Below are 26,562 nucleotides of genomic sequence, written 5' to 3' on the forward strand. Positions count from 1 at the left end.
GAGCCCGAGGAGCGCTCAGGCGCGGGTCAGGCCAGGCCGGCGCGGCGCAGGGCCTCGGCCATCGCGTCGTTGGCCGGCGGCGGCGCGCTCTGCCGCTGCTGGCCGCCGCGTCCCCCCTGACCAGCGCGTCCGCCGGGCTGTCCGCCGCGGCTGCCCTGACCAGCGCGTCCGTCCTGTTGGCCGCCGCGTCCGCCGGTCTGACCGCCGCGTCCGCTCTGCTGTCCGCCGGGACCGCCCTCGGGGCCGCGCTGCGTCGGGCCGCCGCGACCCTCCTGGTTGGTCCGGCCGCCCCGGCCGGCGTCGGCGCCCGGCTCGTCCTCCAGCCGCAGGGTCAGCGAGATCCGCTTGCGGGGTACGTCCACGTCGAGCACCTTGACCCGCACCACGTCACCGGACTTCACCACCTCGCGGGGGTCCTTCACGAAGGTCCGGGACATCGCCGACACGTGCACCAGCCCGTCCTGGTGCACGCCGACGTCCACGAACGCGCCGAACGCGGCCACGTTGGTGACCACGCCCTCCAGCAGCATGCCCGGCGTCAGGTCGCTGATCTTCTCCACCCCCTCGACGAAGGTGGCGGTGCGGAACTCCGGCCGGGGGTCGCGGCCCGGCTTCTCCAGCTCGGCGAGGATGTCGGTGACGGTGGGCAGACCGAACCGGTCGTCGACGAAATCAGTTGCCCGCAGCCCACGCAGGATGCCGCTCTTGCCGATCACCGAGCGCAGGTCCTGCCCGGTGGTGGAGAGGATTCGACGGACCACCGGGTACGCCTCGGGGTGCACGCTGGACGAGTCCAGCGGGTCGTCGCCGTCGGGGATGCGCAGGAAGCCCGCACACTGCTCGAACGCCTTCGGCCCGAGCCGCGCCACCTTCTTCAGCGCGGTCCGCGACCGGAACGGCCCGTTGGCGTCCCGGTGCAGCACGATGTTCTCGGCCAGCCCGGCGCCGATCCCGGAGACCCGGGTCAGCAGCGGCGCGGATGCGGTGTTGACGTCCACGCCGACGGCGTTCACGCAGTCCTCCACGACCGCGTCCAGCGACCGGGACAGCTTCACCTCGGACAGGTCGTGCTGGTACTGGCCGACCCCGATCGACCGTGGGTCGATCTTGACCAGCTCGGCGAGCGGGTCCTGGAGGCGGCGGGCGATGGAGACCGCGCCGCGCAGCGACACGTCCATCCCCGGCAGCTCCTGCGAGGCGTACGCGGACGCGGAGTAGACCGACGCGCCAGCCTCGGAGACCATCACCTTGGTCAGGTTGAGCTGCGGGTATCGCTTGATCAGGTCGTCGGCCAGCTTGTCCGTCTCCCGGGAGGCGGTGCCGTTGCCGATCGCCACCAGCTCCACGCCGTGCGCCCCGGCCAGCCGTGCGAGGGTCTCGACCGACGCGTCCCACTGTCGGCGCGGCTCGTGCGGGTAGATGGTGTCGGTGGCGAGCACCTTGCCGGTGGCGTCCACCACGGCCACCTTGACCCCGGTGCGCAGGCCCGGGTCCAACCCCATCGTGGGCCGGCTGCCGGCCGGCGCGGCGAGCAGCAGGTCCCGCAGGTTGGTGGCGAAGACCCGCACCGCCTCCTCCTCGGCCGCCTGCCACAACCGCATCCGCAGGTCCGCCCCGAGGTGGATGAGGATCCGGGTACGCCAGGCCCAGCGGACCGTGTCGGCCAGCCAGCGGTCGGCCGGGCGGCCCGCGTCGGACACCCCGAACCGGCCGGCGATGGCCGCCTCGTACCGGCTCGGGCCGGTCGGAACGGCGTCCGCTTCGCCGGCCTCCTCCGGGTCCATGGTCAGGTCGAGCACGCCCTCCTTCTCGCCCCGGAACATCGCCAGGATCCGGTGCGAGGGCAGCTTCGGGTACGGCTCGGAGAAGTCGAAGTAATCGGCGAACTTCGCGCCGGCGGTCTCCTGACCATCGCGTACCCGGGAGACCAGACGCCCCCGCGACCACATCTGCTCGCGCAGCGTGCCGATGAGGTCGGCGTCCTCGGCGAAGGTCTCGATCAGGATCGCCCGGGCGCCCTCCAGCGCGGCGGCGACGTCGGCGACGCCCTTCTCCGCGTCGACGAACCCGGCGGCGGTGGCCTTCGGGTCCTGGCTGGGGTCGGCCAGCAGCGTCTCGGCCAGCGGCGCCAACCCGGCCTCGCGGGCGATCTGCGCCCGGGTCCGCCGCTTCGGCTTGTACGGCAGGTAGATGTCCTCGAGCCGGGACTTCGAGTCGGCCGCCATGATCTGCGCTTCGAGGGCCTCGTCCAGCTTGCCCTGGCCGCGGATTGACTCCAGGACGGCGGCCCGCCGCTCGTCCAGCTCCCGCAGGTAGCGCAGCCGCTCCTCCAGGGTGCGCAGCTGGGTGTCGTCGAGCAGGCCGGTGGCCTCCTTGCGGTAGCGGGCGATGAACGGCACGGTGGCGCCGCCGTCGAGCAGCTCCACGGCCGCCCGCACCTGACGCTCGGCCACGCCGAGCTCGTCGGCGATCCGCTGATGAACAGACTGGGTCACGATCTCGATCCGCCTTCGACTCGATCCGCCTTCAAAGAGCGGGTACCGCCTGCATTGTGCCGGGCGCTCCCCGGCGGCGTCGCCGCACCCGGCCGGGATGACCCGCCGCGCCCGGCCGGGGCGATCCGTCCCGCCGGGCCGGGATGACCCGCCGCACCCGGCCGGGTGACCCGGCGGCGGTCCCGCCCGGCCTGCGCTAGCGTGGCGATCATGGAAACACCTGTGGAGCCGCGCACCCGGCGGCTCTTCGGCGGCAGCGCCCGGGCCCTCGGCGACCTCACGGCCAACCCGTTCCGCGCCGACCGGGACCGGATCGTCGGCTCGCCGTTCTTCGCCCGTCTCGGCGGCGTCACCCAGGTGATCAGCCCGGTCGGCTCCGGCCTGCTGGTGCACAACCGGCTCACCCACAGCCTGAAGGTCGCCCAGGTGGCCCGGGCGATCGCCGAGCGGCTGACCGCCGACCACCGGTGGCGTGACCTGCTGGACAAGCTCGGCGGCTGCGACCCGGATGTAGTGGAGGCGGCGGCGCTCGCCCACGACCTCGGCCACCCGCCGTTCGGGCACCTGGGGGAGCGGGTGCTGGACCGGCTGGCCCGCCAGCGCCTCGGCCTCGCCGACGGTTTCGAGGGCAACGCCCAGTCGTACCGGATCGTCACCAGCACCGAGATCCGGGGCGCGGCCACCACCGGGCTGGACCTGACCGCCGCGGTCCGCGCGGCGTTGCTGAAGTACCCGTGGACCCGGCTGGACTACCCCGACCCGCACCCGCGCCTGCTGAACCCGCCGCCGCGCGGTGCCACGCCCCCGCCGGACGACCCGGAGAGCGGCTCGTTGAAGTTCGGCGCGTACCGGACCGAGTTGGACGACCTGCGGCAGGCCCGGGAGCCGTTCGTCGGCCGCATCCCGGACTGGCAGCAGACCGTGGAGGCGTCCGTGATGGACACCGCCGACGACATCGCGTACGCCATCCACGACGTGGAGGACTTCTACCGGGTCGGTGTGCTCCAGCAGGGCGCGGTCTCCGCCGAGCTGATGGCCTGGCAGCGGGAGAGCGGGCACTTCCGGGCGATCACCGACGCGGCGCTGACCACCGCGTCCCGCCGGCCCGGCGCGGCGATCGAGCGACTGCGCCGGCAACTGCACCGCAAGGACGCGTGGATCGCCGACGACGACGCGTTCGCCGCCGCCGTCGAGCACGTACGGGAGGAGTTGGTCGACGGGCTGCTGGCGATGCCGTTCGACGGCTCCATCGAGGCGGAGCAGTACGTCTCGCGGTTCTCGGCCCGCTGGTCCACCCGCTTCGTCGAGGCGATCACGATGACCGACGAGCCATCGATCCGCTCCGGCTACGTGCTGCTCGGCTGCGCGCAGTGGCACGAGGTGCAGGTGCTCAAGTTCGTCCACCACCGGTTCGTGCTGGCCCGCCCGGATCTCGCCCTGCACCAGCGCGGCCAGGCCCGGCTGCTGGGCACCCTGGTCGAGGCGCTGTGGGAGTGGCTGCTCGACCCGGAGGAGGAGTCCCGGCTGCCCCGCCGGCTGCACGACCTGGTCGAGCTGGCCGAGGCGGAGCTGCACCCGCGTACCCCGGACCGGATCGGCCGGGCCCGGGGGCGGGCCATCGTGGACTTCGTGGCGCAGCTCACCGACGGTCAGGCGGTGGCCATGTTGGATGCCCTCTCCGGGCGGTCCGGCGCGCTCTGGACCGACGCCTTCGTGCTCTGAGCTCAGGCGATCGACTGCCACCAGCCGTCGACGGCGGGCGGCTCGTCGACGACCACCCGCTCGCCTGGGCGGGGCACGGCCAGCCGGACGTCGCGGGCCTTCGCCTCCGCCCACAGCCGGTTCACCGGCTCGGACCAGTCGTGCAGGGCCAGGTTGAACGTCGCCCAGTGCACCGGGATGAGCAGCCCGCCGCGCAGGTCCTGGTGGGCGTCGACCGCCTCCTCCGGGAACATGTGGATGCTCGGCCACGCCCGGTCGTACGCGCCGATCTGCATCAGCGTCACGTCGAACGGCCCGTGCTCCGCGCCGATCGCCGCGTACCCGTCGAAGTAGCCGGAGTCGCCGGTGTAGAAGACCTTGCGCCGCTCCCCGGCGATCACCCAGGAACTCCAGAGCGTGCCGTCGCGGCGCAGGCCCCGCCCGGAGAAGTGCTGCGCGGCGGTGGCGGTGATCTCCAGCCCCGCGACCCGGTGCGACTCGGTCCAGTCCAGCTCGATGATCCGCTCGGCGGGTACGCCCCAGCGGTCCAGGTGTGCGCCCACCCCGAGCGGCACCAGGAACGGCGCGGACTGCCCGGCCGTCAGCGCCTGCACGGTCGCCATGTCCAGGTGGTCGTAGTGGTCGTGGGAGATCAGGATGGCGTCCAGCGGGGGCAGTTCGTCCAGGCGTACCGGGGGCTCGTGCAGTCGGCGCGGGCCGACCAACCCGGACGGTGAGCACCGGTCGCTCCAGATGGGGTCGAGCAGCACCCGCCGCCCCTCGATCTCGATCAGCGCCGAGGCGTGGCCGTACCAGACGATGGTGAGCTCGTCGGCGGCCTGCGGCGCGGCCGGGCGCAGCAGCGGCACGGGCGCGGTGGGGCGTCGCTTCTGCTTGCCGAAGATCAGCTCGCGGAGCAGGTTGCGACCGGGGTCGGCGGCCATCATGGGGGTGCTGCCGGCCTGGTTGTGGAAGGTGCCGTCGCGGAACTGCGGCGAGCGGGCCGCCCGTTCGGCGCGGGCGCCGGTGAGTCGCCCGCCGAGTGCCGCCGGCACGTCCCGGGCCACCCAGGCCAGGCCAGCCAGCGCCGCGAGCCCTGCCGTGCCCCGCAGCAGTCGCCCGCGCGACCGATCACCGTTCGTACGATCCGCTGGTGCCATCGCCGTCCCTCCGCCGTGTCCGCACTACACGGTAGTCACCGAGGGCCGCCCGCGCGTCGCCGGTCGCCCGAGCGGGCCGGTCGCCGTGCGGCGACCGGCCCGCCGAAAGGATCAGCCGCCGTTGCTCGGCCGTCGAGCTGCCGCCCGGTGCGTCGCGCCCGTCCCGCTGAGCCGGTCCACCGCGGTCAGGAACCGGGGCCCCATGGCGGCGCGGGCCTGCACCGCCGGGTGGGTGGCCCCGAAGTCGTCCGGGTTGGCCTGCCCGTCGGCGAAGAGCGCGTAGGTGAGCACCGCCGCCCCGGACCGGTCGAAGATCACCCCCGCCTCGTGCCGGGCATCGGCGAACCAGCCCGCCTTGGTGGCGATGCGAGCCCGGTCGTCGGAGGACATGGTGCGTCGGATGCCGTCGGCGAAGGCCACCGGGGAGCGCAGCAGCCCGAGCAGGAAACTCGTCGAGGCGGGGGAGAGCAGGGTGCCGGCGACCAGGGCCCGCAGCAGGTCGTGCGTCTCGCGGGGGGTGCTGGTGCCCAGGAAGAAGCGGTTCGGGTTGGCCACCGGCTCGACCTGGGTGTTCGGGAAGCCCTTGCCGACCAGGATGGCGTTCAGTTCGGCGGCCGGGCAGACCGACCCGCACAGCCGCACCGCCGTGTCGTCGGAGACGGTGAGCAGGTTCGCCAGGACGTGGCCGAGGGTCACGCTGCTGGGGTACGCGCCGTCCAGGCTGAAGATCCCGTCGCCGCCCGGCACGACGATGGCGGCGGTCACCTCGACCCGCTGGTCCAGGGTGAGCAGCCCTCGGTCGATCTTGTCCAGTACCGCCGTGGCCACCGCGATCTTGTTGACGCTGTACGCCTCGATCCGCTGGTCGGCCTGGGCCGCCAGGGCGACCACCGGCGGGCCGTCCGGGCGGGCCACGCTGACGTACGCCTGCCAGTTGCCGCCGGCCTGCGTGCTGAACTTGGTGTAGGTGGTGGCGACGCGGCGGGCGGCCCGCGCGGGGGTGGTCGGAGCGGCCCCGGTGACCTCGGCGCTCGCAGGTGTCGCGGCGCCGAGCACCGTGCCGGCGGTGGCCACGGTTCCGAGCCCGAGCGCTGTCCTGCGGTTCAGCCGGATAGTCAATCTTCTCTCCCGTCGTGGGGCGCCGAAGCGCTTGCCGGCCCCCCACCCTATGCGAGTTGATCGATACATGGTGTACCCGATGCCGCTCAGCCGAGCCGCGCTGGCCGGCGGGCTCGGCTGGCCGCAGTGGCGATCACGACCACCCGGCTCACGGTGCGAGCACCACCTTGACGCAGCCGTCCTCCTTCTTCTGGAACATCTCGTACGCCCGCGGCGCGTCGTCCAGCGGCAACCGGTGGCTCCGCAGGTCCTCCACACCCAGGGGGTCGTCGTCGCCGGCGAGCAGCGGCAGGATCTCGTCGGTCCACCGGCGCACGTGGCACTGCCCCATCCGCAGTTGGACGCCCCGGTCGAACATCTCCATCAGCGGCATCGGGTCCGCCTCGCCGCCGTAGACGCCGGAGACCGAGACGGTGCCGCCGCGACGGACCGCCTTGAGCGCGGCGTGCAGCACCGAGAGGCGGTCCGCGCCCACCCGGTCGGTCATCGTCTGGGCCAGCTTGTCCGGCAGCAGTCCGGCGGCGGTCTGGGCGAGCTTGCCCATCGGCGAACCGTGCGCCTCCATGCCGACCGCGTCGATCACCGCGTCCGGGCCACGGCCGTCGACCAGGTCGATCAGCGCGCCCGGCACGTCGGACAGCTCGCGGACGTCGAGCACCTCGATGCCGTGCCGGCGGGCCAACTCCAGCCGCTCGGGCACCAGGTCCAGCCCGATGACCCGGCCCGCGCCGAGGTGGCGGCCGATCCGGGCGCAGAACTGCCCGACCGGCCCCAGCCCGAACACGGCCAGGGTGCCGCCGGGCGGGGTGTCGGCGTACTTCACCGCCTGCCAGGCGGTGGGCAGGATGTCGGACAGGTAGAGGTAGCGCTCGTCGGCCCCGGTCTGGGGGATGACGATCGGTCCGAAGTGGGCCTGCGGGACGCGCAGGTACTCGGCCTGGCCGCCGGGCACCGAGCCGTAGAGCGAGGTGTACCCGAACAGCGCGGCGCCCTTGCCCTCGCTGGTGACCTGGGTGGTCTCGCACTGGGCGTAGAGCTGACGCTGGCACATCCAGCAACTGCCGCAGGAGATGTTGAACGGGATCACCACGCGGTCGCCGGGCTTGAGCCCGGTCACCGCGGACCCGACCTCCTCGACGATGCCCATCGGTTCGTGACCCAGGATGTCACCGGGCTTCAGGTACGGCCCCAACACCTCGTACAGGTGCAGGTCCGAGCCGCAGATCGCGGTCGACGTGATCTTCACGATCGCGTCGGTCGGCTCCTCGATCCTCGGGTCCGGCACCTCCTCGACCCGTACATCACGCTTGCCCTGCCAGGTCAACGCCTTCATGCCCTCGTCCCCTCTCGCCGCTGTCTCCCGAGACTGCTACCCGGGCGCGGGCACTTGAACCGGGCAGCGCTCCAGGGCCGCTGTCCGTGGATCACGCGGGCGTGGCGTGCAGGCCGCCGGCGGGCCAAACACCGGACCGCCGTACCCCGAGGTGCGGGGTACGGCGGTCCGGGTGATGCGGTGGACCTCAGGAACCGGGGGTGTTGCCGGCGCCCTTCGCGGTGGCGGCGAGGTAGTCGCGGTTGAGGCGGCCGATCGTGTTCAGTGGAATGCCCTTCGGGCAGGCCACCGTGCACTCGCCGGCGTTGGTGCAGCCGCCGAAGCCGGCCTCGTCGTGCGCGTCGACCATGCCGATGACCCGGGTGTAGCGCTCCGGCTGGCCCTGCGGCAGCAGCGAGAGCTGGGTGAGCTTGGCGGCGGTGAAGAGCATGCCGGAGCCGTTCGGGCAGGCCGCCACGCACGCGCCGCAGCCGATGCAGGCCGCCGACTCGAAGGCGGCGTCGGCGTTGGCCTTGGCCACCGGGGTGGAGTGCGCCTCGGGCGCGCTGCCGGTCGGTGCGGTGATGTAGCCGCCGGCGGCGATGATCGTGTCGAAGGCGCCCCGGTTGACGACCAGGTCCTTGATGACCGGGAAGGCGCTGGCCCGCCACGGCTCGATGTCGATCGTCTCGCCGTCCTTGAACTGCCGCATGTGCAGCTGGCAGGCGGTGGTGCCGCGCTGCGGGCCGTGCGCGTCACCGTTGATCATCAGACCGCACATGCCGCAGATGCCCTCGCGGCAGTCGTGGTCGAACGCGACCGGGTCCTCACCGTCGAGGATCAGCCGCTCGTTGAGCACGTCGAGCATCTCCAGGAACGACATGTCCGGGGACACGTCGTCGACCGGGTAGGTCACCATCCGACCCTTGTCCTCAGGGCCCTTCTGGCGCCAGATGCGCAGGGTCAGGTTCACTTGTAGCTCCGCTGCGTGGGGTGGACGTATTCGAACTTCAGGTCTTCCTTGTGCAGCACCGAGGGCTCGCCGGTGGCGGTGAACTCCCAGGCCGCCACGTACGCGAAGCGGTCGTCGTCGCGCTGCGCCTCACCGTCGGGGGTCTGGTGCTCGGCCCGGAAGTGGCCGCCGCAGGACTCCTCGCGGTGCAGGGCGTCGATGCACATCAGCTCGGCCAACTCGAAGAAGTCGGCGACGCGGCCGGCCTTCTCCAGGGACTGGTTGAACTCCTCGCCGGTGCCGGACACCTTGACCCGCTGCCAGAACTGCTCGCGCAGGCCGCGGATCTCGTCGATCGCCTTGCGCAGCCCGGCCTCGCTGCGCTCCATGCCGCAGTGCTCCCACATGATCTGGCCCAGCTCCCGGTGGAACGAGTCCACGGTCCGGTCGCCGTTGATCGCCAGCAGCCGCTGGATCCGGTCCTCGACGTCGGTACGCGCCTCGATCGCCGCCGGGTGACTGGCGTCGACCTTCTCCAGCGGGCCCGAGGCCAGGTAGTTGGCGATCGTGGTGGGCAGCACGAAGTAGCCGTCGGCGAGGCCCTGCATCAACGCGGAGGCGCCGAGTCGGTTCGCGCCGTGGTCGGAGAAGTTCGCCTCGCCGATAACGAACAGGCCCGGGATGCTCGACTGGAGGTCGTAGTCGACCCAGAGGCCGCCCATCGTGTAGTGCACGGCGGGGTAGATCCGCATCGGCACCTCGTACGGGTCCTCGCCGGTGATCCGCTCGTACATCTCGAAGAGGTTGCCGTACTTGGCCTCGATGGCCTTGCGGCCCAGCCGGCCGATGGCGTCGGCGAAGTCCAGGTAGACGCCGAGCTTGGTCGGCCCCACGCCCCGGCCGTCGTCGCAGACGTTCTTCGCGGCGCGGGAGGCGATGTCACGGGGGACCAGGTTGCCGAAGGAGGGGTAGATCCGCTCCAGGTAGTAGTCCCGCTCGTCCTCGGGAATGTCCCGGGGGTTGCGGTCGTCGCCCTTGGTCTTCGGCACCCAGACCCGGCCGTCGTTGCGCAGCGACTCGCTCATCAGGGTCAGCTTCGACTGGTGGTCGCCGGAGACCGGGATGCAGGTCGGGTGGATCTGCGTGTAGCAGGGGTTGGCGAAGTACGCGCCCTTGCGGTGCGCCCGCCAGGTGGCGGTGACGTTGCAGCCCTTGGCGTTGGTGGAGAGGTAGAAGACGTTGCCGTAACCGCCGGAGGCGAGCACGACGGCGTCGGCCATCTCGGTGCTGATCTCGCCGGTGACCATGTCCCGGACGACGATGCCCCGGGCCTTGCCGTCGACGAGGACCAGTTCCAGCATCTCGTGCCGGGCGTTCATCTCCACGGTGCCGAGGCCGATCTGCCGCTCCAGCGCCTGGTACGCGCCGAGCAGCAGTTGCTGGCCCGTCTGACCCCGGGCGTAGAAGGTGCGCTGCACCTGGGCGCCGCCGAAGGAGCGGGTGTCCAGCAGGCCGCCGTACTCGCGGGCGAACGGCACGCCCTGGGCGACGCACTGGTCGATGATGTTGACCGACACCTCGGCCAGCCGGTGCACGTTCGACTCGCGGGAGCGGAAGTCGCCGCCCTTGACGGTGTCGTAGAACAGCCGGTGCACCGAGTCGCCGTCGTTGCGGTAGTTCTTCGCGGCGTTGATGCCGCCCTGCGCCGCGATCGAGTGCGCGCGGCGCGGGCTGTCCTGGTAGCAGTAGGACTTGACGTGGTAGCCCTGCTCGGCCAGCGTGGCGGCGGCCGAGCCGCCGGCCAGGCCGGTGCCGACCACGATCACCGTCATCTTGCGGCGGTTGGCCGGGTTGACCAGCTTGGCCTCGAAGCGCCGGGTCTCCCAGCGCTTCTCGACCGGGCCGGCGGGAGCCTTGGTGTCGGCGATCGGGTCGCCCTCGGTGAAGAGTTCCATGTCAGGACACCAATCCGGTGAGAACGGCGAACGGGACCACCAGGTATCCGGCGCACAGCGCGACGGCGAAGACCAGCGCGGCGTTGCGCGCCCGGCGCTCGCCCCGCGGGGTCTGCTGGCCGAGGCTGCGGAACGCGCTGAACGCGCCGTGGCGCAGGTGGAAGCCGAGCGCGACGATCGCCAGGGTGTAGAAGAGCGTGACGTACCAGCGCTCCGGCGCGAAGTCGGCGACGACGTTGCCGAACGGCTTGCTGGGGTCGCCGACCGGGTTGAGCGTGCCGGTGGTCAGGTCGAGGAGGTGGTAGATCACGAAGAGCAGGATGATCACTCCACCCCAGCGCATCGTGCGGGCCGCGTAGCTGGCCCGGACCTTCTTGCGGTGGGCGTACTTCACCGGGCGGGCGGCGCGGGCTCGCAGCGCCAGCACGGTCGCGGCCCAGATGTGACCGACGACGGCCACCACCAGCACGATGCGCAGGATCCACAGGAACCAGACGCCGGGCAGCAGCGGCTTCCCGATGTCGCGCAGCCAGTGCGCGTAGTGGTCGAACGAGGCTGCCCCCGTGAACACCTTCAGGTTCCCGAGCATGTGCGCGATCAGGAATAGCACCAGCACAATGCCCGTCACCGCCATGACGGCCTTGAGACCGACGTTCGAGCGGATGGGCGACCGAGTTTTCGTCATTACCACGTGACCGACGCTAGGAGCACTTGGATCAGTCGTCCAATGCATCGAACTCGCAGTGTTGATAGCCGTAAGCTATGTAGATGCAGCTCCATCAGCTTCGGTACTTCGTCGCGGTAGCCGAAGTACGACATTTCACCCAGGCGGCCGACATCGTCGGCATCACTCAGCCTTCTCTCAGTAAGCAAATTCACGCTCTGGAAACCGACCTCGGCGCCCCCCTCTTCGAACGGGTAAGGGGAAACATCACACTCACCGCGGCCGGCGAGGTGCTGCTGCCGCTGGCCACCCGGATCCTCGCCGACGTGGACACCGCGACCCGTGAGGTGCAGGAGTTGGTCGGGCTCCGGCGGGGCCGCGTCCGGCTCGGCGCCACCCCGAGCCTCGCCACCTCGCTCGCCCCGCCGGTGCTGCGCCGGTTCCGCGACGCCCACCCCACCGTCGACCTGCGCGTCGAGGAGGGCGGCTCCCAGGACCTGGTCCGCGACCTGCTCCGCGGCGACCTCGACCTGGCCCTGATCATCATGCCGGCCCAGGGCGCCGACCCGGGTCTGCGCGTCGACCCGATCCTGCGGGAGAGCCTGGTGGTGGCCTCGGTGGAGGAGGTGCCGACCGCCTCGACGACCGGCGAACTGCACATCACCGACCTGCGCGACCAGCCGATGGTGATGTTCCGGGAGGGCTACGACCTGCGCGACGCCACCATCCAGGCGTGCCGGGAAGCCGGCTTCGAGCCGACCTTCGCGGTCGACGGCGGCGAGATGGACGCCGTCCTCAGCTTCGTCGAAGCCGGGCTCGGCATCGCGCTGGTGCCCGGCATCGTGCTGGCCCGCCGCCCCGGGGTGCGGATCACCCCCCTCGCCCCACCCGGGGTGCGGCGGACCATCGCGGTGGCCCGCCGCCGGGACGTGGTGCCCACCCACGCCGGCCGGGAACTGCGGCGGATCCTGCTCGACTACATCCAGTCCGCGATCGACCGCGACGACCTGCCGCCGGGCGTGGACCCGCGCTGAGCGCCGTCAGCGGCCCTCGGCGTCGTCCATCGCCCGGTAGATCCGCTGCTCCGAGACGGGGTACGGGGTGCCCAGCGCCTGGGCGAAGACGTTCACCCGCAACTCCTCGATCATCCAGCGGATCTGCCGGACGGCGGTCTCCTGCCGACGCGCCGGCGGCAGCGCGGCGAGCAGATCGTCGTACTCCTTCTGCACCGTGGCGATGCGGTCCTGCTGCTGGCGGTCACGCTGCGGGTTGCCGCCGAGGCGGTCCAGCCGGCGCTCGATGCCGGTGAGGTAACGCAGCAGGTCGGGCAGGCGGGCGTACCCGGTCTCGGTGATGAAACCGGCGTGCACCAGCCCGGCGAGCTGCTTGCGGATGTCGGCCAGCGCCGCCACCACGGCGAGGTTGCGGGTGGCGCCGAGCCGCTGCTCGACGGCGTACGCGGCGGCGAGCACCTTGCGTACCCGGTCCATCACCTCGACCACGGTGTCGACCAGGTCGGCGCGGACCTTCTCGCGTAGCGCCGCGAAGCCCTCGGCGTCCCAGGCCGGCCCGCCGGCGTCGCCGATCAACCGGTCGATGGCCGCGCCCGCCGCGTCCTCGATCAGTTGCTGCACACCGCCGTGCGGGTTGCGGCTCAGCGCCAGCTTCGCCTCGTTGCTCAGTCGGCCCTGCAGGAACCGGGCGGGGGACGGCACGGTGAGCCGCAGCAGCCGCCGGGTGCCGGCCCAGTGCGCCGCCTCCGCCTCGGCGGGGGAGTCGAACACCTTCACCCCGACGGTGGCGCCCTCGTCGACCAGCGCCGGGTACGCGGTCACCGCGTAGCCGGCGCGGACCTGCTCGATGGTGCGCGGCAGCGTGCCGATGCTCCACTCGCGCAGGCCCGTCCGGGCGACCTCCGGCGCGGCGGCCGCCACCACCTGGCGTACCTCCTGACGGAGCTGACGTTGCAGGGCCGGCAGGTCCTTGCCCTCGGCGACGGGCTTCTCGTCGTCGCCCAGCACCCGGAACGTGACCCGCAGGTGTGCCGGGAGCTTGGCCGGCTCCCAGGCGTCCCGGGGCACGGTGACCCCGGTCATCCGCCGCAGCTGCCGGGTGAGCGCGTCCAGCAGCGACTCCTCGCCGGGGGTGATGGCGGCCAGGGCGGCCCGCGCGAAGTCCGGCACCGGGACGAAGTTGCGGCGTACCGGCTTGGGCAGCGACCGGATCAGCGCGATCACCGTCTCCTCGCGCAGCCCCGGAACCTGCCAGTCGAAGCTCTCCGCCGGCACCTGGTTGAGCAGTGGCAGCGGGATGTCCACGGTGACGCCGTCGGTCGGCGTGCCCGGCTCGAACCGGTACGTCAGCGGCAGGCTTACCCCGTCGGCCTGCCACTCGTCCGGGTAGTCGCCCTCGTCCACGCCGGCCCGACCGTCGTTGATCAGCAGGTCCCGGGTGAACGTGAGCAGGTCGGGCTGGTCCCGGCGGGTCTTCTTCCACCAGGAGTCGAAGTGTCGGCCGGAGACCACGTCGGCCGGGATCCGCTGGTCGTAGAAGCCGAAGATGGTCTCGTCGTCGACCAGGATGTCCCGGCGTCGGGCCCGGCTCTCCAGCTCCTCGATCTCGGCGAGCAGCCGCTTGTTGTCGGCCCAGAAGTGGTGGTGGGTCTGCCAGTCGCCCTCGACCAGGGCGTGGCGGATGAACAGCTCCCGGCTCAGCGTCGGGTCGATCCGCCCGAAGTTGACCTTGCGGGAGGTGACCAGCGGAACGCCGTACAGGGTGACCTTCTCGTAGGCCATCACCGCGGCCTGCTTCTTCTCCCAGTGCGGCTCGCTGTAGCTGCGCTTGACCAGGTGCTGCGCGAGCGGTTCGACCCACTCCGGCTCGACCCGGCCGGCGATGCGGCCCCAGAGCCGGGACGTCTCCACCAGCTCGGCGGCCATCACCCAGCGCGGCGGCTTCTTGAACAGCGCCGAGCCGGGAAAGAGCGCGAACTTCGCGCCCCGGGCACCCAGGTACTCGTGCTTCTGCGCGTCCTTCAGGCCGATGTGCGACAGCAGGCCGGGCAGCAGCGACTGGTGCACCTTCGGGGTGTCGATCTCCTCCGGCAGGTCGGCCGCGTGCCGACCTCGGCCGGCGTCCGCGTCGCCCGAGGTGTCCCGCTCCGGCCGCCCACCACGCCGCTCGCCGTCGGACGGGGTACGCAGCACCTGGCGCAGTTGGCCCACGATGTCCTGCCACTCGCGGACCCGCAGGTAGTTCAGGTACTCCGCCTTGCACATCCGGCGGAACGCGCTGGAGGACAGCTCGCGTTGCTGCTCCCGCAGGTAACGCCACAGGTTGAGGTAGGCGACGAAGTCCGACTCCCTGTCGGCGAACCGGGCGTGCGCCTGGTCGGCCTGGGCCTGCTTCTCCGCCGGCCGCTCGCGGGGGTCCTGGATGGAGAGCGCGGCGGCGATCACCAGTACCTCGGTGGCGCAGCCGTTGCGCTCGCCCTCGACCACCATCCGGGCCAGTCGCGGGTCGACCGGCAGCTGCGCCAACCGCCGGCCGAGCGCGGTGAGCCGCTTCGCCGGGTCGGCCTCGGTCGGGTCCAGTGCGCCCAGCTCGTGCAGCAGGTTGACGCCGTCGGCGATGTTGCGCTTGTCCGGTGGGTCGATGAAGGGGAACGCGGCGAGGTCGCCGAGCCCGATCGCGGTCATCTGGAGGATGACCGACGCCAGGTTGGTGCGCAGGATCTCCGGGTCGGTGAACTCCGGCCGCGACAGGAAGTCCTGCTCGTCGTAGAGGCGGATGCAGATGCCGTCGGAGGTCCGCCCGCAGCGCCCCTTGCGCTGGTTGGCCGACGCCTGGGAGACCGGCTCGATCGGCAGGCGCTGCACCTTGAGCCGGCTGGAGTAGCGGGAGATCCGCGCCGTGCCCGGGTCCACCACGTACTTGATGCCGGGCACGGTCAGCGAGGTCTCCGCGACGTTGGTGGCGAGCACCACGCGGCGCGAGGTGTGCGCGGCGAACACCCGGTGCTGCTCGGCGCTGGACAGCCGCGCGTACAGGGGCAGGATCTCGGTGCCGAGCAGCGAACGTTTCGTCTGCACCAGCTTGCCCAGGGCGTCGGCGGTGTCCCGGATCTCCCGCTCCCCGCTGAGGAAGACCAGGATGTCGCCCGGCCCCTCGGCGGCCAGCTCCTCGACGGCGTCCCCGATCGCCTGGATCTGGTCGCGGACGTTCTCCTCGTCGCTGTCGCCGTCCTCCTCGCCCTCGGCCAGCTCGACGAGTGGCCGGTAGCGCACCTCCACCGGGTAGGTGCGCCCGGACACCTCGACCACCGGCGCCGGTACGCCCTCCGGCTCGTCGGCGGTGGGCGGTCCGGCGAAGTGCCGGGCGAACCGGTCGGTCTCGATGGTCGCCGAGGTGATGATCACCTTGAGGTCGGGTCGCCGGGGCAGCAGCTCCCGCAGGTACCCGAGGATGAAGTCGATGTTGAGGCTGCGCTCGTGCGCCTCGTCGATGATCAACGTGTCGTACTGGCGGAGCATCCGGTCGGTCTGCAACTCGGCCAGCAGGATGCCGTCGGTCATCAGCTTGACCAGGCTGCGCTCGCTGACCTGATCGGTGAAGCGCACCTTGTAACCGACCACGTCACCCAGCTCGGTGCCCAGCTCGTCGGCGATCCGGTCGGCCACCGTCCGGGCCGCCAGCCGCCGGGGCTGGGTGTGCCCGATCAGGCCGTGCACCCCGCGCCCCAACTCCAGGCAGATCTTCGGTAGCTGGGTCGTCTTGCCGGAGCCGGTCTCGCCGGCCACGATCACCACCTGGTGGTCGCGGATGGCGGCGGCGATGTCGTCCTTGCGCTCACTGACCGGCAACCCCGCCGGGTACGTGATGACCGGTACCGCCGCTTGGCGGGTGGCGATCCGCTGCTCGGCCCGGACGACGTCGGCGGTGATCTCGGCCAGTGCGGCCTCCCGACGCTGCGGGTCACGCAGCTTGCGGGCACCGTCGAGCCGCCGCTGGAGCCGGCGCTGGTCGCGGAACATCAGGGGAGTGAGGCGGCGGTGCAGCTCGCGGACGGGATCGGTCGCGGCGGCGGCGGCTGGATTCTGCATGTCGTGCCCAAGAATAGGCAGCGCGGCGGCGTACCGCCGCCGGGTTATCGCCCCGGCCGCCGCCCGGTGGCCTGAGGGCTGGTCGGGTGCGCCGCCGTCTAGTGTTGGCGGCCGATGTCGAGCGCCAGGGGGCCGGGATGGAACTGCGGGACACGGACCGGGCGCTGGTGCAGGCCGCCACGGCGGTCGCCAAGCTGCGCTGCCGCAGCCAGCACCACACCGTCGCGTCGGCGGCGCGAACCGGCGACGGTCGGGTCTTCACCGGCGTGAACGTCCACCACGAGACCGGAGGGGCCTGCGCCGAACTGGTCGTCATCGGCACCGCCGCGACCCAGGGCGTGACCGAGTTGGAGACGATCGTCACGGTGGCCGACCGGGGCCGCGAGGTCGTCGCGCCGTGCGACAGGTGCCAGGCCGTCCTGCGGGACCACTTCCCGTCGCTGCGGGTGATCGTCGGCCCGATGGACGCCCTGCGGGTGGCCCCGCTCGGCTGACGCTGCCCGCCTGGCCCCGGCCCGGCGGTGGGTTCAGTCGCCGGACGCCGCCTCCAGCATCGACCGGGGCATCGGCACGCCCTCGAACCGTACGTTGCCCTCCGGCACCATCCAGCTCATCACCCGCACGGCCAGCAGGCCGGCCCGTACCGCCGGATCGTTGTGGAACAGCTCGCGGGCCTCGTCCGGGCCGATCGAGAGCACGACGAAGCCCCGCAACCGCTCGTCGTCGCCGGCCAGGAACGGGCCGGCCGCGAGCACGAGGCCCTGCTCCACGAGACCGGCCTGATGGGCCAGGTGGGCGTCCCGCAACCGGTCGGCCGCGTCGAGCGGCAGCTCGGGGGCGTCCGCCGGCCGGGCCAGGAGTACGACCGTGTGCTGGTCGAATCGCATGAACCCACCCTAGGCGCGACGGCGTGGGCGTCCGCCCGGTCCGCGATTCTCGGATCGACGCACACCAGTTAGGTAACCCTCAGTGCCTCGGCTACGGTTAGGCGACCCTAAGCGTGAACGTGCAGGAGACTCGTGACCACCCTCGCCACCCGGCCGGCCCGGGTCTCCAACCGTGCCGGCACCCGCACCGGCCGTCGGGTGGCCGTCACCGTCGGGGCCGCGCTGGTGCTGCTGCTGGCCGTGCTGGCCAGCTTCGCCCTCGGTAGCCGGCCGCTCGGCGTCGACCAGGTGTGGCATGCCCTCGTCGCGCCGGACAGCGGCGACGCCACCACCATCGTCCGCGAGCTGCGGATGCCGCGCACCGCGCTCGGGCTCGCCGTCGGGCTCGCGCTCGCCATGGCCGGCGTGCTGTTCCAGGCGCTCACCCGCAACCCCCTCGCCGAGCCGCGCATCCTCGGCATCAGCGCCGGCGCGTCGTTCGGCGTGGTGCTCGCCATCTCCGTCTTCGGCGTCGGCACGCTCGCCGGGTACGTCTGGTTCGGCATCGCCGGGGCGCTGATCGCCGGCCTGCTGGTCTTCGCCATCGCCGCCCGGGCCCGCGAGGGCGCCAGCCCGGTCACCCTCGCGCTGGTCGGCGCGGCGCTCGACGCCAGTCTCGCCTCCGGGGTGTACGCGCTGCTGAGCATCGACGCCCGTACCTTCGAAGAGTACCGGTTCTGGGTGGTCGGCGGACTCTCCGGCCGCGACCTGACCGTCACCGCGCAGCTCCTGCCCTTCGTCCTGGTCGGGCTCGTGCTGGCCGCCGTGGTCGCCCGAGGGCTGGACGCGCTGGCCCTCGGCGACGACGTGGCTCGCGGCCTCGGCCACCGCATCGGCCTGGTCCGCCTCGGCGGTGGCCTCGCCGCGGTGCTGCTGACCGGCGCGGCGGTGGCGGCGGCCGGGCCGATCGCCTTCGTCGGGCTCGCCGTGCCGCACCTGGCACGTGCCCTGGTCGGCGCGGACCACCGCTGGACCCTCGCCGTCTCCGCGCTGCTCGGGCCGGCGCTGCTGCTCGGCGCCGACGTCGTCGGCCGGCTCGTCGCCCCACCCGGCGAGATACCCGCCGGGATCGTCACCGCCCTGATCGGCGCCCCGCTGCTGGCCTTCCTGGTCCGCCGCGCTCGGGTGGTGACCGCGTGACCACCACGACCCGCCGCCCAACCACCCCTTCCGACGCCCACCTGCCCGGCCGGTCGCTGCTGCGGATCGGCCCGGTCAGCCTGCAGATCCGCCGCCGCGCCGTGCTGGTCGCCGCCACGCTGACCGTCCTGCTCCTGCTGGCGATGCTGCTCAGCCTCTCCCTGGGCACCCCGTACGTCGCCTCGGCCGACGTCGTGCGCTCCCTCGCAGGCGTCGGCACCCCGTACGACCTCGTTGTCCTTGATCTTCGGTTGCCCCGGGTCATGCTGGCCGCGGTGGCCGGCGCGGCATTCGGCGTGGCCGGCACGCTCATCCAGAGCGTGGCGCGTAACCCCCTCGCGAGCCCGGACGTCATCGGCATCACCCAGGGCGCCGGCCTCGCCGCGACCGTGGCGCTGACCAGCGGGGCGGCCGCGGTGCTGGTGGCACCCAGCGCGCTGGTCGGCGGGCTGGTCGCGGCGGGCCTGCTGTTCGCCCTCGGCGCCCGGCACGGGCTGGCCGCCCAGCGGTTCGTGCTCGCCGGGGTGGCGGTGGCCTTCGCCTTCCGGGCGCTGACCGAGGTGGTCATGCTCACCGCCGACCCGATCGACGGGCTACGCGCGCAGATCTGGCTGATCGGCACCCTGGCCGGCAAGGGCTGGACCGAGGCCACCTGGATCGCCGGCACCCTGCTGGTGCTGCTGCCCGTGCTGGCCTGGGCCGGCTGGGCCCTCAACAGCACCGCCCTGGACGACGACACCGCACGCGGCGTCGGGCTGCGCCCGGTGGCCCGCCGGATCGGCCTGGCCGGGACCGGCGTGCTCGTCGCCGCGATGGTCACCGCCCAGGTCGGCGCCGTCGACTTCGTGGCGCTGGTCGCCCCCCAACTGGCCCGCCGGCTGGTCCGCGCCGAGCGGCCACCGCTGGTCTGCGCCGCCCTGCTCGGCGCGCTGCTGCTGGTGCTCGCCGACCTCGCCGGCCGGCGGCTGTTCGCGCCCACCCAACTGCCGGCCGGTGTGCTGACCGCCGCGATCGGCGGCCCGTACCTGATCTTCCTGCTGCTTCGCGGACGGCGGCGGTCGTCGTGACGCACCTAAGGAGTCGTGTGATGCTCTCCACCCGCGACCTGGTCGTCGGCTACGACGAGCGGACCGTGCTCGACGGGCTCAGCCTCGACCTGCCGACCGACGCGTTCACCGTCATCGTCGGGCCGAACGCGTGCGGCAAGTCCACCCTGTTGCGCACCATGGCCCGGCTGCTCAACCCCCGACGCGGCGCGGTCCTGCTGGACGGCACCGCGATCCGTGACCTGCCGACCCGGGAAGTCGCCCGCCGGCTCGGCGTGCTGCCGCAGAGCCCGCTCGTGCCCGAGGGCGTCACCGTGGCCGACCTGGTCGGGCGGGGTCGGCAGCCGTACCAGCGGTGGTGGCGGCAGTGGTCGACGGAGGACGGCGCCGCGGTCGACGAGGCGATGGCCCTGGCCGACGTGGCGGACCTGGCCGACCGGCCAGTGGACAGCCTCTCCGGCGGCCAGCGGCAGCGGGTCTGGATCGCCATGACCCTCGCCCAGGACACCGATGCCCTGCTGCTGGACGAGCCCACCACCTTCCTCGACCTGGCACACCAGGTGGAGGTGCTGGACCTGCTGCACCGGCTGCGCGTCGAGCGCGGTCGCACCGTCGTCGCCGTGCTGCACGACCTCAACCAGGCCGCCCGCTACGCCGACCACCTGGTCGCGATGCGCGCCGGCGCGGTGGTGGCCGCCGGGCCGCCCCGGGAGATCCTCACCGCGGACCTGGTCCGCGACGTCTTCGGGCTGGCCTGCGTGGTCGTGCCCTGCCCGGTGACCGGAGCGCCCCTGGTGGTGCCCGCCCTCACCGGCGGCACCTCCGCCCCGACTGCCGCTCCGGCCGCGCCCGCCGCTGCCGTTGGCCCCGATCCGTCGGATGCGTCCCTGCCGGACGCCCGACCCGCTGGCGACGCGGTCAACCCGCTCGCCGTCTCGTACCCCTCGAAAGGACTCTGATGCGTCGTCTCGTCGCCGTTCTCGCCGCGGCCGCCGCCCTTGGCGTCGGACTCACCGCCTGCGGTGAGAGCGACCCGGTCGCCAGCTCCACCGCCGGGGAGACCCGGGAGATCACCCACGCCATGGGCACCACCAAGGTCCCGGCGGAACCCAAGCGCGTCATCGTGCTCGACACCGACAAAATCGACACGGCGCTCTCGCTGGGCATCACACCGATCGGTGCTGCCACCGCCGGTGAGGCCAAGAGCTGGCCGACGTACTTCGGCGAGGACAAGCTCGCCGGCATCAAGGAGGTCGGGGTGCTCACCGAGCCCGACCTGGAGGCGATCAACGCGCTGAAGCCGGACCTCATCCTGGGCAGCAAGTTCCGCCAGGAGAAGTTCTACGACGAGCTGGCCGCCATCGCGCCCACCGTGTTCACCGAGAAGGTGGGCATCACCTGGAAGGAGAACTTCCTCCTCGACGGCAAGGCGCTCGGCCGCGAGCAGCAGGCCAAGGACCTCCTCGGCGCGTACGAGAAGCGGGCCAAGGACTTCGGCGCGACCCTCGGCGACCCCACCGCCCGCAAGGTGTCGATCGTGCGGTTCGTTCCCGGCAACATCCGGGTGTACGGCCCCGACTCCTTCTCCGGCATCGTCATCGGCGACACCGGCCTCGGCCGCCCCGAGCGGCAGTTGCTCGCCAACAAGGAGGACAAGCGCTTCGACCTGGTCAGCCCCGAGCGGGTCAACGAGGTCGACGGTGACGTCATCTTCGTGACCGCGTACGGCGAGAAGGCCGCGGCCGAGCAGGCCAAGGTCGGCGGTGGCACCCTCTGGAAGGGCCTGGGCGCGGTCAAGGCCGGCAAGGCGTACCCGGTCTCCGACGAGATCTGGATGACCGGCATCGGCGTCGGCGCGGCCAACAAGATCCTCGACGACCTGGCCAAGCACCTCCCCGCCGCCTGACCCACCCCAAGCCAGGATCCCGCGACACCCACGAGGTAGTGGTCTCCCAGCGCTGGGAGGCCACTACCTCCATGTCGTGCCGGATTTCGGGGCGCCTGGCGCCTCCCGCGTCGCGGCGGCCATCGATCGACCAGGCTGCGCCACGGGCGAAAACGGCCAACCAGACCGATACAGATCGTAACCGCCCACGCCTTCGCCCCGTTGTGTCTGCGACACGAATTCGGCATGGGGTGGGGAACGAATGACACGAACGGCCGTGCGACCGGAAGCCAATCCCCGGGCCGCATTCCGAGGTGATGTGGAAGGGCTACGTGCGCTCGCCGTCGTTCTGGTGCTCGTGGGACACGCCGGCCAGCAACTGGTGCCCGGCGGCTTCGTCGGCGTCGACGTCTTCTTCGTCATCTCCGGATTCCTGATCACCGGCCTGCTGGTGGCCGAGGTGAACCGGACAGGCCGCCTCTCGCTGATCGGTTTCTACGGCCGGCGTGCCAAGCGGCTGCTTCCGGCCGCCGTCGTGGTGCTCATCGGGACTCTGCTGCTCACGTTCGCGTTCCTGCCGCGCACCCGGTGGTCGGCCACCGGCTGGGACGTCGTGTTCAGCGGGCTGTACGCCATGAACTGGCGGCTCGCCGAACAGTCCGTCGACTACCTGGCGGCCAACCGCGCGCCCAGCATCCTGCAGCACTTCTGGTCCCTCGGCGTCGAGGAGCAGTTCTACCTGGTGTGGCCACTCCTGCTGGCCGCTGCGGTGTGGCTCGGCCGGCGGCGGTACGCCCGCACCGGATACCTGCTCTTCGCTCTCACGCTGGTCGCGGTGCCGTCCTTCGCCTGGTCCATCTGGCTGACAGAAGACAATCCCGCCCGTGCGTACTTCGTGACCACCACCCGTATGTGGGAGCTGGCCCTTGGTGGCTTCCTGGCCCTGCTTGCCGGACATCTGCAACGCCTGCCCCGGCTGGCAGCGGCCGCGCTCGCCTGGTGCGGCCTCGTCGCGATTGTGGCGTCCGCCGTACTCCTGACCGAGAGTTCCGCGTTCCCCGGATACCTGGCGTTGGCCCCCACCCTGGGCACGGCCGCGGTCATCGCCGGTGGCCTGGCCGCGGGCGGCATCGGCCCTGCCGTGCTGTTGGCGCTGGGGCCGGTACGCGCAGTGGGCGCGATCTCCTACTCCCTCTACCTTTGGCACTGGCCGCTCCTCGTCGTTGCCGAGGCACGGTTCGGGGAACTCACCACCGTCACCGGCCTGGCCGTTGCGGCGCTCGCCGTGGTGCCGGCTGCGCTCACCTATCGGTTCATCGAGAACCCGATCCGGAACTCGACGACGCTTGCGTGGGAACCTGCGCGGTCCCTGCAACTCGGCGCGCTCTGCACCGGAGTGTCCCTCCTGGCAGGGCTCGCCTTCCAGCTCACCGTTCCACCGACGAGTTCGCCGTTGCCACCCGCCCTGGCGGTGCCGACGGTGGGCGGCACCGGGGTCCCCGTGGCGGCGGCACCCACGGTTCTCGGCGCTGCCGCTCTGGGCGGCTCCCCGGCCAGCAGCGACGCCGGGCGTCCGGTGGACCGCGTGGGCCCGTTCGTGCCGGATCCGCTGGTGGCCAGTAAGGATGGCCCCGACGCGTGGCGTGACGGCTGCCATACGGACCAGCGCAGCAGCGCGGTCAGAGCCTGCCAGTACGGGGACCCGAACGAATCGTTCACCGTGGCTCTCGCCGGGGACTCCCACGCCGCCCAGTGGCTTCCGGCGCTTCAGCGGGTAGCCGAGTCGAAGAAGTGGCGTCTCAAGAGCTACACGAAGTCCTCCTGCCCGTTCATCGACGGCGTCGTCGCCCTGGACAACCGGCCGTACCCCAGTTGCACCGAGTGGAACGAGAAGCTTCGCGCACAACTGACCGGGGCTGAGCGACCGAACGTGCTGGTGGTGAGCAGCTCCTTCTACGTGATGATCCAGAACGGCGAGAGGGTCACCAGTCGAGCGCAGGCCGCCTTCGCGGCCGCGCTCCGGCGCACCTGGGCCACGACGGCGGCAGCCGGGATTCCCGTGATCGTGCTACGCGACACCCCTTACCACGACCGGGACATCGCGGAGTGCGTGTCCGCCAATCCGAGGAACTTGACCCGCTGCGCATCACCGCGCGACAAGGTCCTCGCGGGTGGCGGTGGCCCGGCTCACGAAATGGCCGCCCGGGACAACAAGAAGGTTTACCTGGTGGATCTGAACTCGGCCATCTGCCCGCGTGAGCGGTGCGCGCCGGTTATCGGCGGCGCGCTCGTCTATCGCGACAACAACCACATCACCGCCACATACGCCGCCACCCTCGCGCCACGGTTGGCCACGGCGCTCGACCGCGTCCTCGGCTGAGGCTCACCGCACTCTCCGCGGCCGTCGGAGGGACGGAGGTCGCGGACACCGGCGACATCGCCCAGGTCGAAGTGGGGTCCAGTGCAGTCTGGAGGCGGTCGGGCGGCCTCCACCAACAGGCCGCAGCCCGAGCGACAAGCCGACCGGTCAACGGCGGCAGGCGCTCGGGCAGCGGCGGATGTCAGGTGGTGGGTGTCAGGCGGCGGTGGACCAGATGGCGCGGAAGGCGGCTGCTTCGCCGGCCAGCCAGCGTTCGATGTGCTCGGGCTTGGCGTCGGCGGGCATGCGATGGGCCTGACCGCGTCGGACGTCGACCAGGACCGGCTCGGCGTGCGGGAGGACCGCGTCCATGTGCCGGGCCATCAGGTGCAGGGTTGCGAGCACCGATTCCTCGCTCGGTGGGGTCTCGTCGAAGTGCAGCCGGACCGCTTCGGCGCGGCCGTCGCTGTGGCGTACCCCGAAATGGGGGTTGATCTTGACTGGCAGGTCGCCCAGCATGGCCAGGGCGTCGCGGGTCTGCGCGAGATCGATGGCGGCCGGGTCGCCGAGGGAGTGCAGCCAGGCCGTGGCACCAGGCACCAGGGCCTGGTAGAGCGGGCGCCAGCGTGGCTTGACCACGTCGACCACCCCGGTCAGGTGGGTGCCGCCGGTGTGGAAGGCGATGTCGGCCTTGAGCGCCTTGACGAACTGGCCGTGCGGGTTGAAGCCGGAGCGACTGGCGCGCTGCTTTCGCAGCCCGCCCACGAAGGTCGCCTTGGTGGGGCCGGTGCGGTCGACGTAGCGGGTGAAGCCGAGCAGGGTGGCGTAGGGAGTGAGGGGCGTGGAGGCGGGCGCGGTCACGGGCGTCCTCCCAGGTCAGGAACTCGATTAGTACATATATTCTAATCGACACCTCTGACATCGCCCAGCGAATCTGGGAGCCATAACCGGACTCCGGCACGCGCCGGTCGCCGCTGGTCCGGGCACGTGCACCGGACAACACATCGACGCCTGCGCGGGTAACGTGTCCGTGTCAGTGGACCCGGTACGGCGCAGTGGAGGCTCCAAATGGGCAGCGTTCCACCCCCGCGCACGCACGACGTCGCGTAAGCCTGCGGTGCCAGCCAGGCCACGGTGAGCAATGCGTTCAGTCGACTCGACCAGCTCAGCCGCGAGCTGCGCGAACGGATCCTGGCCGCAGCACGGGAGCTCGGCTCTCCCGACCCTGACCGACATTCGAACACGGTCCGCCGGGGGCGGACCGGCTCTGTCGGGTTGATCATCCACGAGCCACTGCGGCACCTCTTCGAGGACCCGGCGGCGCGACTGACCATGGCCGGGGTGGCCCGCATCTGCGGCGAGCACGGCTCCGCGCTGGTGCTGGTTCCCCGCGCCGAGGCCGGCGTGCCGGACGTCGTGGCCTCCGCGCTGGTGGACGGCTTCATCGCCTTCTGCGACCCGCTGGAACCTGAGCGGCGCGAAACGCTGCGTGCCCGGCGGCTGCCCGTCGTCGGGCTCGACGCCCCCGTGGCACCGGGCGAGCCGTACGTCGGCATCGACCACCGCGCCGCCGCCCGCGCCGCCGCCGCCCACCTCGTCGACCTCGGTCACCGACGGATCGGCGTGATCAGCCTGGCCCCGGCCCGTGGCGCGGAGGCCGCCGTGGTGCCCGCCGGTGTCGACGCGCCCATCGGGTCCGTCGCCAACCGGGCTCGGCTCGACGGCTACCGGGACGCCCTGCGCCCCGTGCTCGCCGACGGCGGCCGGGTCGTCGTCGTCGCTGCTCGGGGGGCCGAGGAGGCCGACGGTGCCGCCGCCACGGGGATGTTGCTGGACCTCGCCGAGCCGCCCACGGCGATCCTTGCGATGAGCGACCGGTTGGCGCTCGGCGTCATCGCCGCCGCCACCTGCCGGGGCATCCGCGTCCCGGGTGGACTCTCCGTCGTCGGGTTCGACGACGTGCCGGCGGCGGCTGCCGCCACCCCGCCCCTGACCACCGTGCGGCAGCCGCACGCCCGCAAGGGCGCCGAGGCCGTCCGGATGCTCCTGCGGCCGGCACTGACCCGGGCGGCCCTGATCCTGCCCACCGAGGTCGTCGTCCGGGCCTCGACGGCGCCGCCCGGGGCGTAGGGCCGACGCCGGCGGTCACCGCCGCAGGGTCGTCAGGGCGGCGGTCAGGCGGGTGATGCCGAACTCGAAGGCCTCGTCGAGGTCACCGCCGAGGTTGAAGGCGCCCGCGAGTTCCATGCTGATGAAGCCGTTGGCCCAGGCGGTGAACGTACGGGCGGCCGCCAGGGCATCTTCGGGCCCGGCGAGGTCGGCGGCGACGCGCAGGGCAGGGGCGCTGGCCAGGGTGAGGGTGTCGAGGCTGGGGCGGGTCTCCTCGGGGCCGTTGGCGAAGATCAGGTGGTAGCCGGCCGGTTGGGCGTGGGCGAACGCGCGGAAGGCGCGGGCCAACTCGCCGAGGTCCCTGCCCGGGTCGCCGCTGCCGGCGACGGCGCTGAGCCGCTCGCCCAGGTCGTGGACCGCGGCCTCGGTGACGAGTCGGATCAGGTCGTCGCGATTGCGGACCCGCTTGTACAGCGAGGGGGCGCGTACGCCGACCCGCTCGGCGACCGCCTGCATGGTCAGGCGCGGGAGCCCTTCCGACTCCAGAATCTGGCGGGCAGCCGTGACGATGTCGGTAAGGGACGTCCGGTCGGGGGTGGGCATGCGATGTTCCTTCCGGGTGGGCGACGACCGTCAC

General features: G+C 72.2%; 20 protein-coding genes. 9 read left to right on the forward strand and 11 right to left on the reverse strand.

Annotated elements, in window-relative coordinates:
* Positions 1-26: 26 nt before the first annotated feature.
* The gene (locus ABZ808_RS15320; RefSeq protein WP_357006045.1) at positions 27-2,495 is read right to left on the reverse strand and encodes a Tex family protein; all 2,469 of its coding nucleotides are present in this window, start codon (positions 2,493-2,495) and stop codon (positions 27-29) included.
* A 210-nt stretch (positions 2,496-2,705) separates the two neighbouring features.
* Here ABZ808_RS15320 and dgt point away from each other — a divergent pair, with 210 nt between their 5' ends.
* Positions 2,706-4,217, forward strand: coding sequence for a dGTP triphosphohydrolase (dgt, locus tag ABZ808_RS15325; protein WP_357006047.1), 1,512 nt, complete (start codon positions 2,706-2,708; stop codon positions 4,215-4,217).
* Positions 4,218-4,219: 2 nt separating this feature from the next.
* Here dgt and ABZ808_RS15330 read toward each other — a convergent pair whose 3' ends face one another.
* The 6 genes from ABZ808_RS15330 to ABZ808_RS15355 all read right to left on the reverse strand — a co-directional run bounded on the left by ABZ808_RS15330 (position 4,220) and on the right by ABZ808_RS15355 (position 11,379).
* Positions 4,220-5,356, reverse strand: coding sequence for an MBL fold metallo-hydrolase (locus tag ABZ808_RS15330; RefSeq protein ID WP_357006050.1), 1,137 nt, complete (start codon positions 5,354-5,356; stop codon positions 4,220-4,222).
* A 111-nt stretch (positions 5,357-5,467) separates the two neighbouring features.
* The gene (locus tag ABZ808_RS15335) at positions 5,468-6,475 is read right to left on the reverse strand and encodes a serine hydrolase (RefSeq protein ID WP_357006052.1); all 1,008 of its coding nucleotides are present in this window, start codon (positions 6,473-6,475) and stop codon (positions 5,468-5,470) included.
* Positions 6,476-6,623: 148 nt separating this feature from the next.
* Positions 6,624-7,808 (reverse strand): zinc-dependent alcohol dehydrogenase, encoded by a 1,185-nt coding sequence (locus ABZ808_RS15340; RefSeq protein ID WP_357006055.1) that lies wholly within the window; start codon positions 7,806-7,808, stop codon positions 6,624-6,626.
* 187 nt (positions 7,809-7,995) lie between these two features.
* Complete coding sequence (locus ABZ808_RS15345) at positions 7,996-8,760, reverse strand: succinate dehydrogenase/fumarate reductase iron-sulfur subunit (protein ID WP_357006057.1); 765 nt, start codon at positions 8,758-8,760, stop codon at positions 7,996-7,998.
* Entirely contained in the window at positions 8,757-10,694 is a 1,938-nt protein-coding gene (locus ABZ808_RS15350) for a fumarate reductase/succinate dehydrogenase flavoprotein subunit (protein ID WP_357006060.1), read from the reverse strand. Before ABZ808_RS15350 ends, ABZ808_RS15345 begins: the two co-directional genes overlap by 4 nt.
* Position 10,695: 1 nt before the next feature.
* On the reverse strand, positions 10,696-11,379 hold the full coding sequence (locus tag ABZ808_RS15355; protein ID WP_357006063.1) for a succinate dehydrogenase cytochrome b subunit: 684 nt from the start codon (positions 11,377-11,379) through the stop codon (positions 10,696-10,698).
* A gap of 83 nt (positions 11,380-11,462) precedes the next feature.
* On the opposite strand from ABZ808_RS15355, the gene ABZ808_RS15360 reads away from it, so the two are divergent.
* Positions 11,463-12,392, forward strand: coding sequence for a LysR family transcriptional regulator (locus ABZ808_RS15360; protein ID WP_357006065.1), 930 nt, complete (start codon positions 11,463-11,465; stop codon positions 12,390-12,392).
* Between the two features lie 6 nt (positions 12,393-12,398).
* Here the strand turns inward: ABZ808_RS15360 and hrpA are convergent, their stop codons facing one another.
* A complete protein-coding gene (hrpA, locus tag ABZ808_RS15365; protein ID WP_357006068.1) occupies positions 12,399-16,460 on the reverse strand; it encodes an ATP-dependent RNA helicase HrpA in 4,062 nt (1,353 codons plus the stop codon).
* A gap of 137 nt (positions 16,461-16,597) precedes the next feature.
* Between hrpA and ABZ808_RS15370 the strand changes: the two genes are divergently transcribed.
* Positions 16,598-16,954, forward strand: coding sequence for a cytidine deaminase (locus ABZ808_RS15370; RefSeq protein ID WP_357006071.1), 357 nt, complete (start codon positions 16,598-16,600; stop codon positions 16,952-16,954).
* A 33-nt stretch (positions 16,955-16,987) separates the two neighbouring features.
* Here the strand turns inward: ABZ808_RS15370 and ABZ808_RS15375 are convergent, their stop codons facing one another.
* Entirely contained in the window at positions 16,988-17,347 is a 360-nt protein-coding gene (locus ABZ808_RS15375; RefSeq protein ID WP_357006073.1) for a YciI family protein, read from the reverse strand.
* A 132-nt stretch (positions 17,348-17,479) separates the two neighbouring features.
* Between ABZ808_RS15375 and ABZ808_RS15380 the strand changes: the two genes are divergently transcribed.
* The 5 genes from ABZ808_RS15380 (at position 17,480) to ABZ808_RS15400 (ending at position 23,837) form a co-directional block, all read left to right on the forward strand.
* A complete protein-coding gene (locus ABZ808_RS15380; protein ID WP_357006076.1) occupies positions 17,480-18,526 on the forward strand; it encodes an iron ABC transporter permease in 1,047 nt (348 codons plus the stop codon).
* Positions 18,523-19,593, forward strand: a complete 1,071-nt coding sequence (locus ABZ808_RS15385; RefSeq protein ID WP_357006079.1) for an iron ABC transporter permease — start codon at positions 18,523-18,525, stop codon at positions 19,591-19,593. Before ABZ808_RS15380 ends, ABZ808_RS15385 begins: the two co-directional genes overlap by 4 nt.
* Positions 19,594-19,613: 20 nt before the next feature.
* Positions 19,614-20,531 (forward strand): ABC transporter ATP-binding protein, encoded by a 918-nt coding sequence (locus ABZ808_RS15390; RefSeq protein WP_357006082.1) that lies wholly within the window; start codon positions 19,614-19,616, stop codon positions 20,529-20,531.
* Positions 20,531-21,478, forward strand: coding sequence for an iron-siderophore ABC transporter substrate-binding protein (locus ABZ808_RS15395; protein ID WP_357006084.1), 948 nt, complete (start codon positions 20,531-20,533; stop codon positions 21,476-21,478). Before ABZ808_RS15390 ends, ABZ808_RS15395 begins: the two co-directional genes overlap by 1 nt.
* Positions 21,479-21,776: 298 nt before the next feature.
* Entirely contained in the window at positions 21,777-23,837 is a 2,061-nt protein-coding gene (locus ABZ808_RS15400) for an acyltransferase family protein (protein ID WP_357006087.1), read from the forward strand.
* 195 nt (positions 23,838-24,032) lie between these two features.
* Here the strand turns inward: ABZ808_RS15400 and ABZ808_RS15405 are convergent, their stop codons facing one another.
* On the reverse strand, positions 24,033-24,677 hold the full coding sequence (locus tag ABZ808_RS15405; protein ID WP_357006090.1) for a hypothetical protein: 645 nt from the start codon (positions 24,675-24,677) through the stop codon (positions 24,033-24,035).
* Positions 24,678-24,950: 273 nt separating this feature from the next.
* Here ABZ808_RS15405 and ABZ808_RS15410 point away from each other — a divergent pair, with 273 nt between their 5' ends.
* Positions 24,951-25,946 (forward strand): LacI family DNA-binding transcriptional regulator, encoded by a 996-nt coding sequence (locus ABZ808_RS15410; RefSeq protein ID WP_357006093.1) that lies wholly within the window; start codon positions 24,951-24,953, stop codon positions 25,944-25,946.
* 15 nt (positions 25,947-25,961) lie between these two features.
* On the opposite strand, the gene ABZ808_RS15415 is transcribed toward ABZ808_RS15410, so the two are convergent.
* Complete coding sequence (locus ABZ808_RS15415) at positions 25,962-26,528, reverse strand: TetR/AcrR family transcriptional regulator (RefSeq protein ID WP_357006095.1); 567 nt, start codon at positions 26,526-26,528, stop codon at positions 25,962-25,964.
* Between the last annotated feature and the right edge of the window lie 34 nt (positions 26,529-26,562).

Origin of the sequence: Micromonospora sp. NPDC047527, assembly GCF_040643015.1 — a bacterium.
In the GTDB taxonomy this organism is placed as follows: domain Bacteria; phylum Actinomycetota; class Actinomycetes; order Mycobacteriales; family Micromonosporaceae; genus Micromonospora.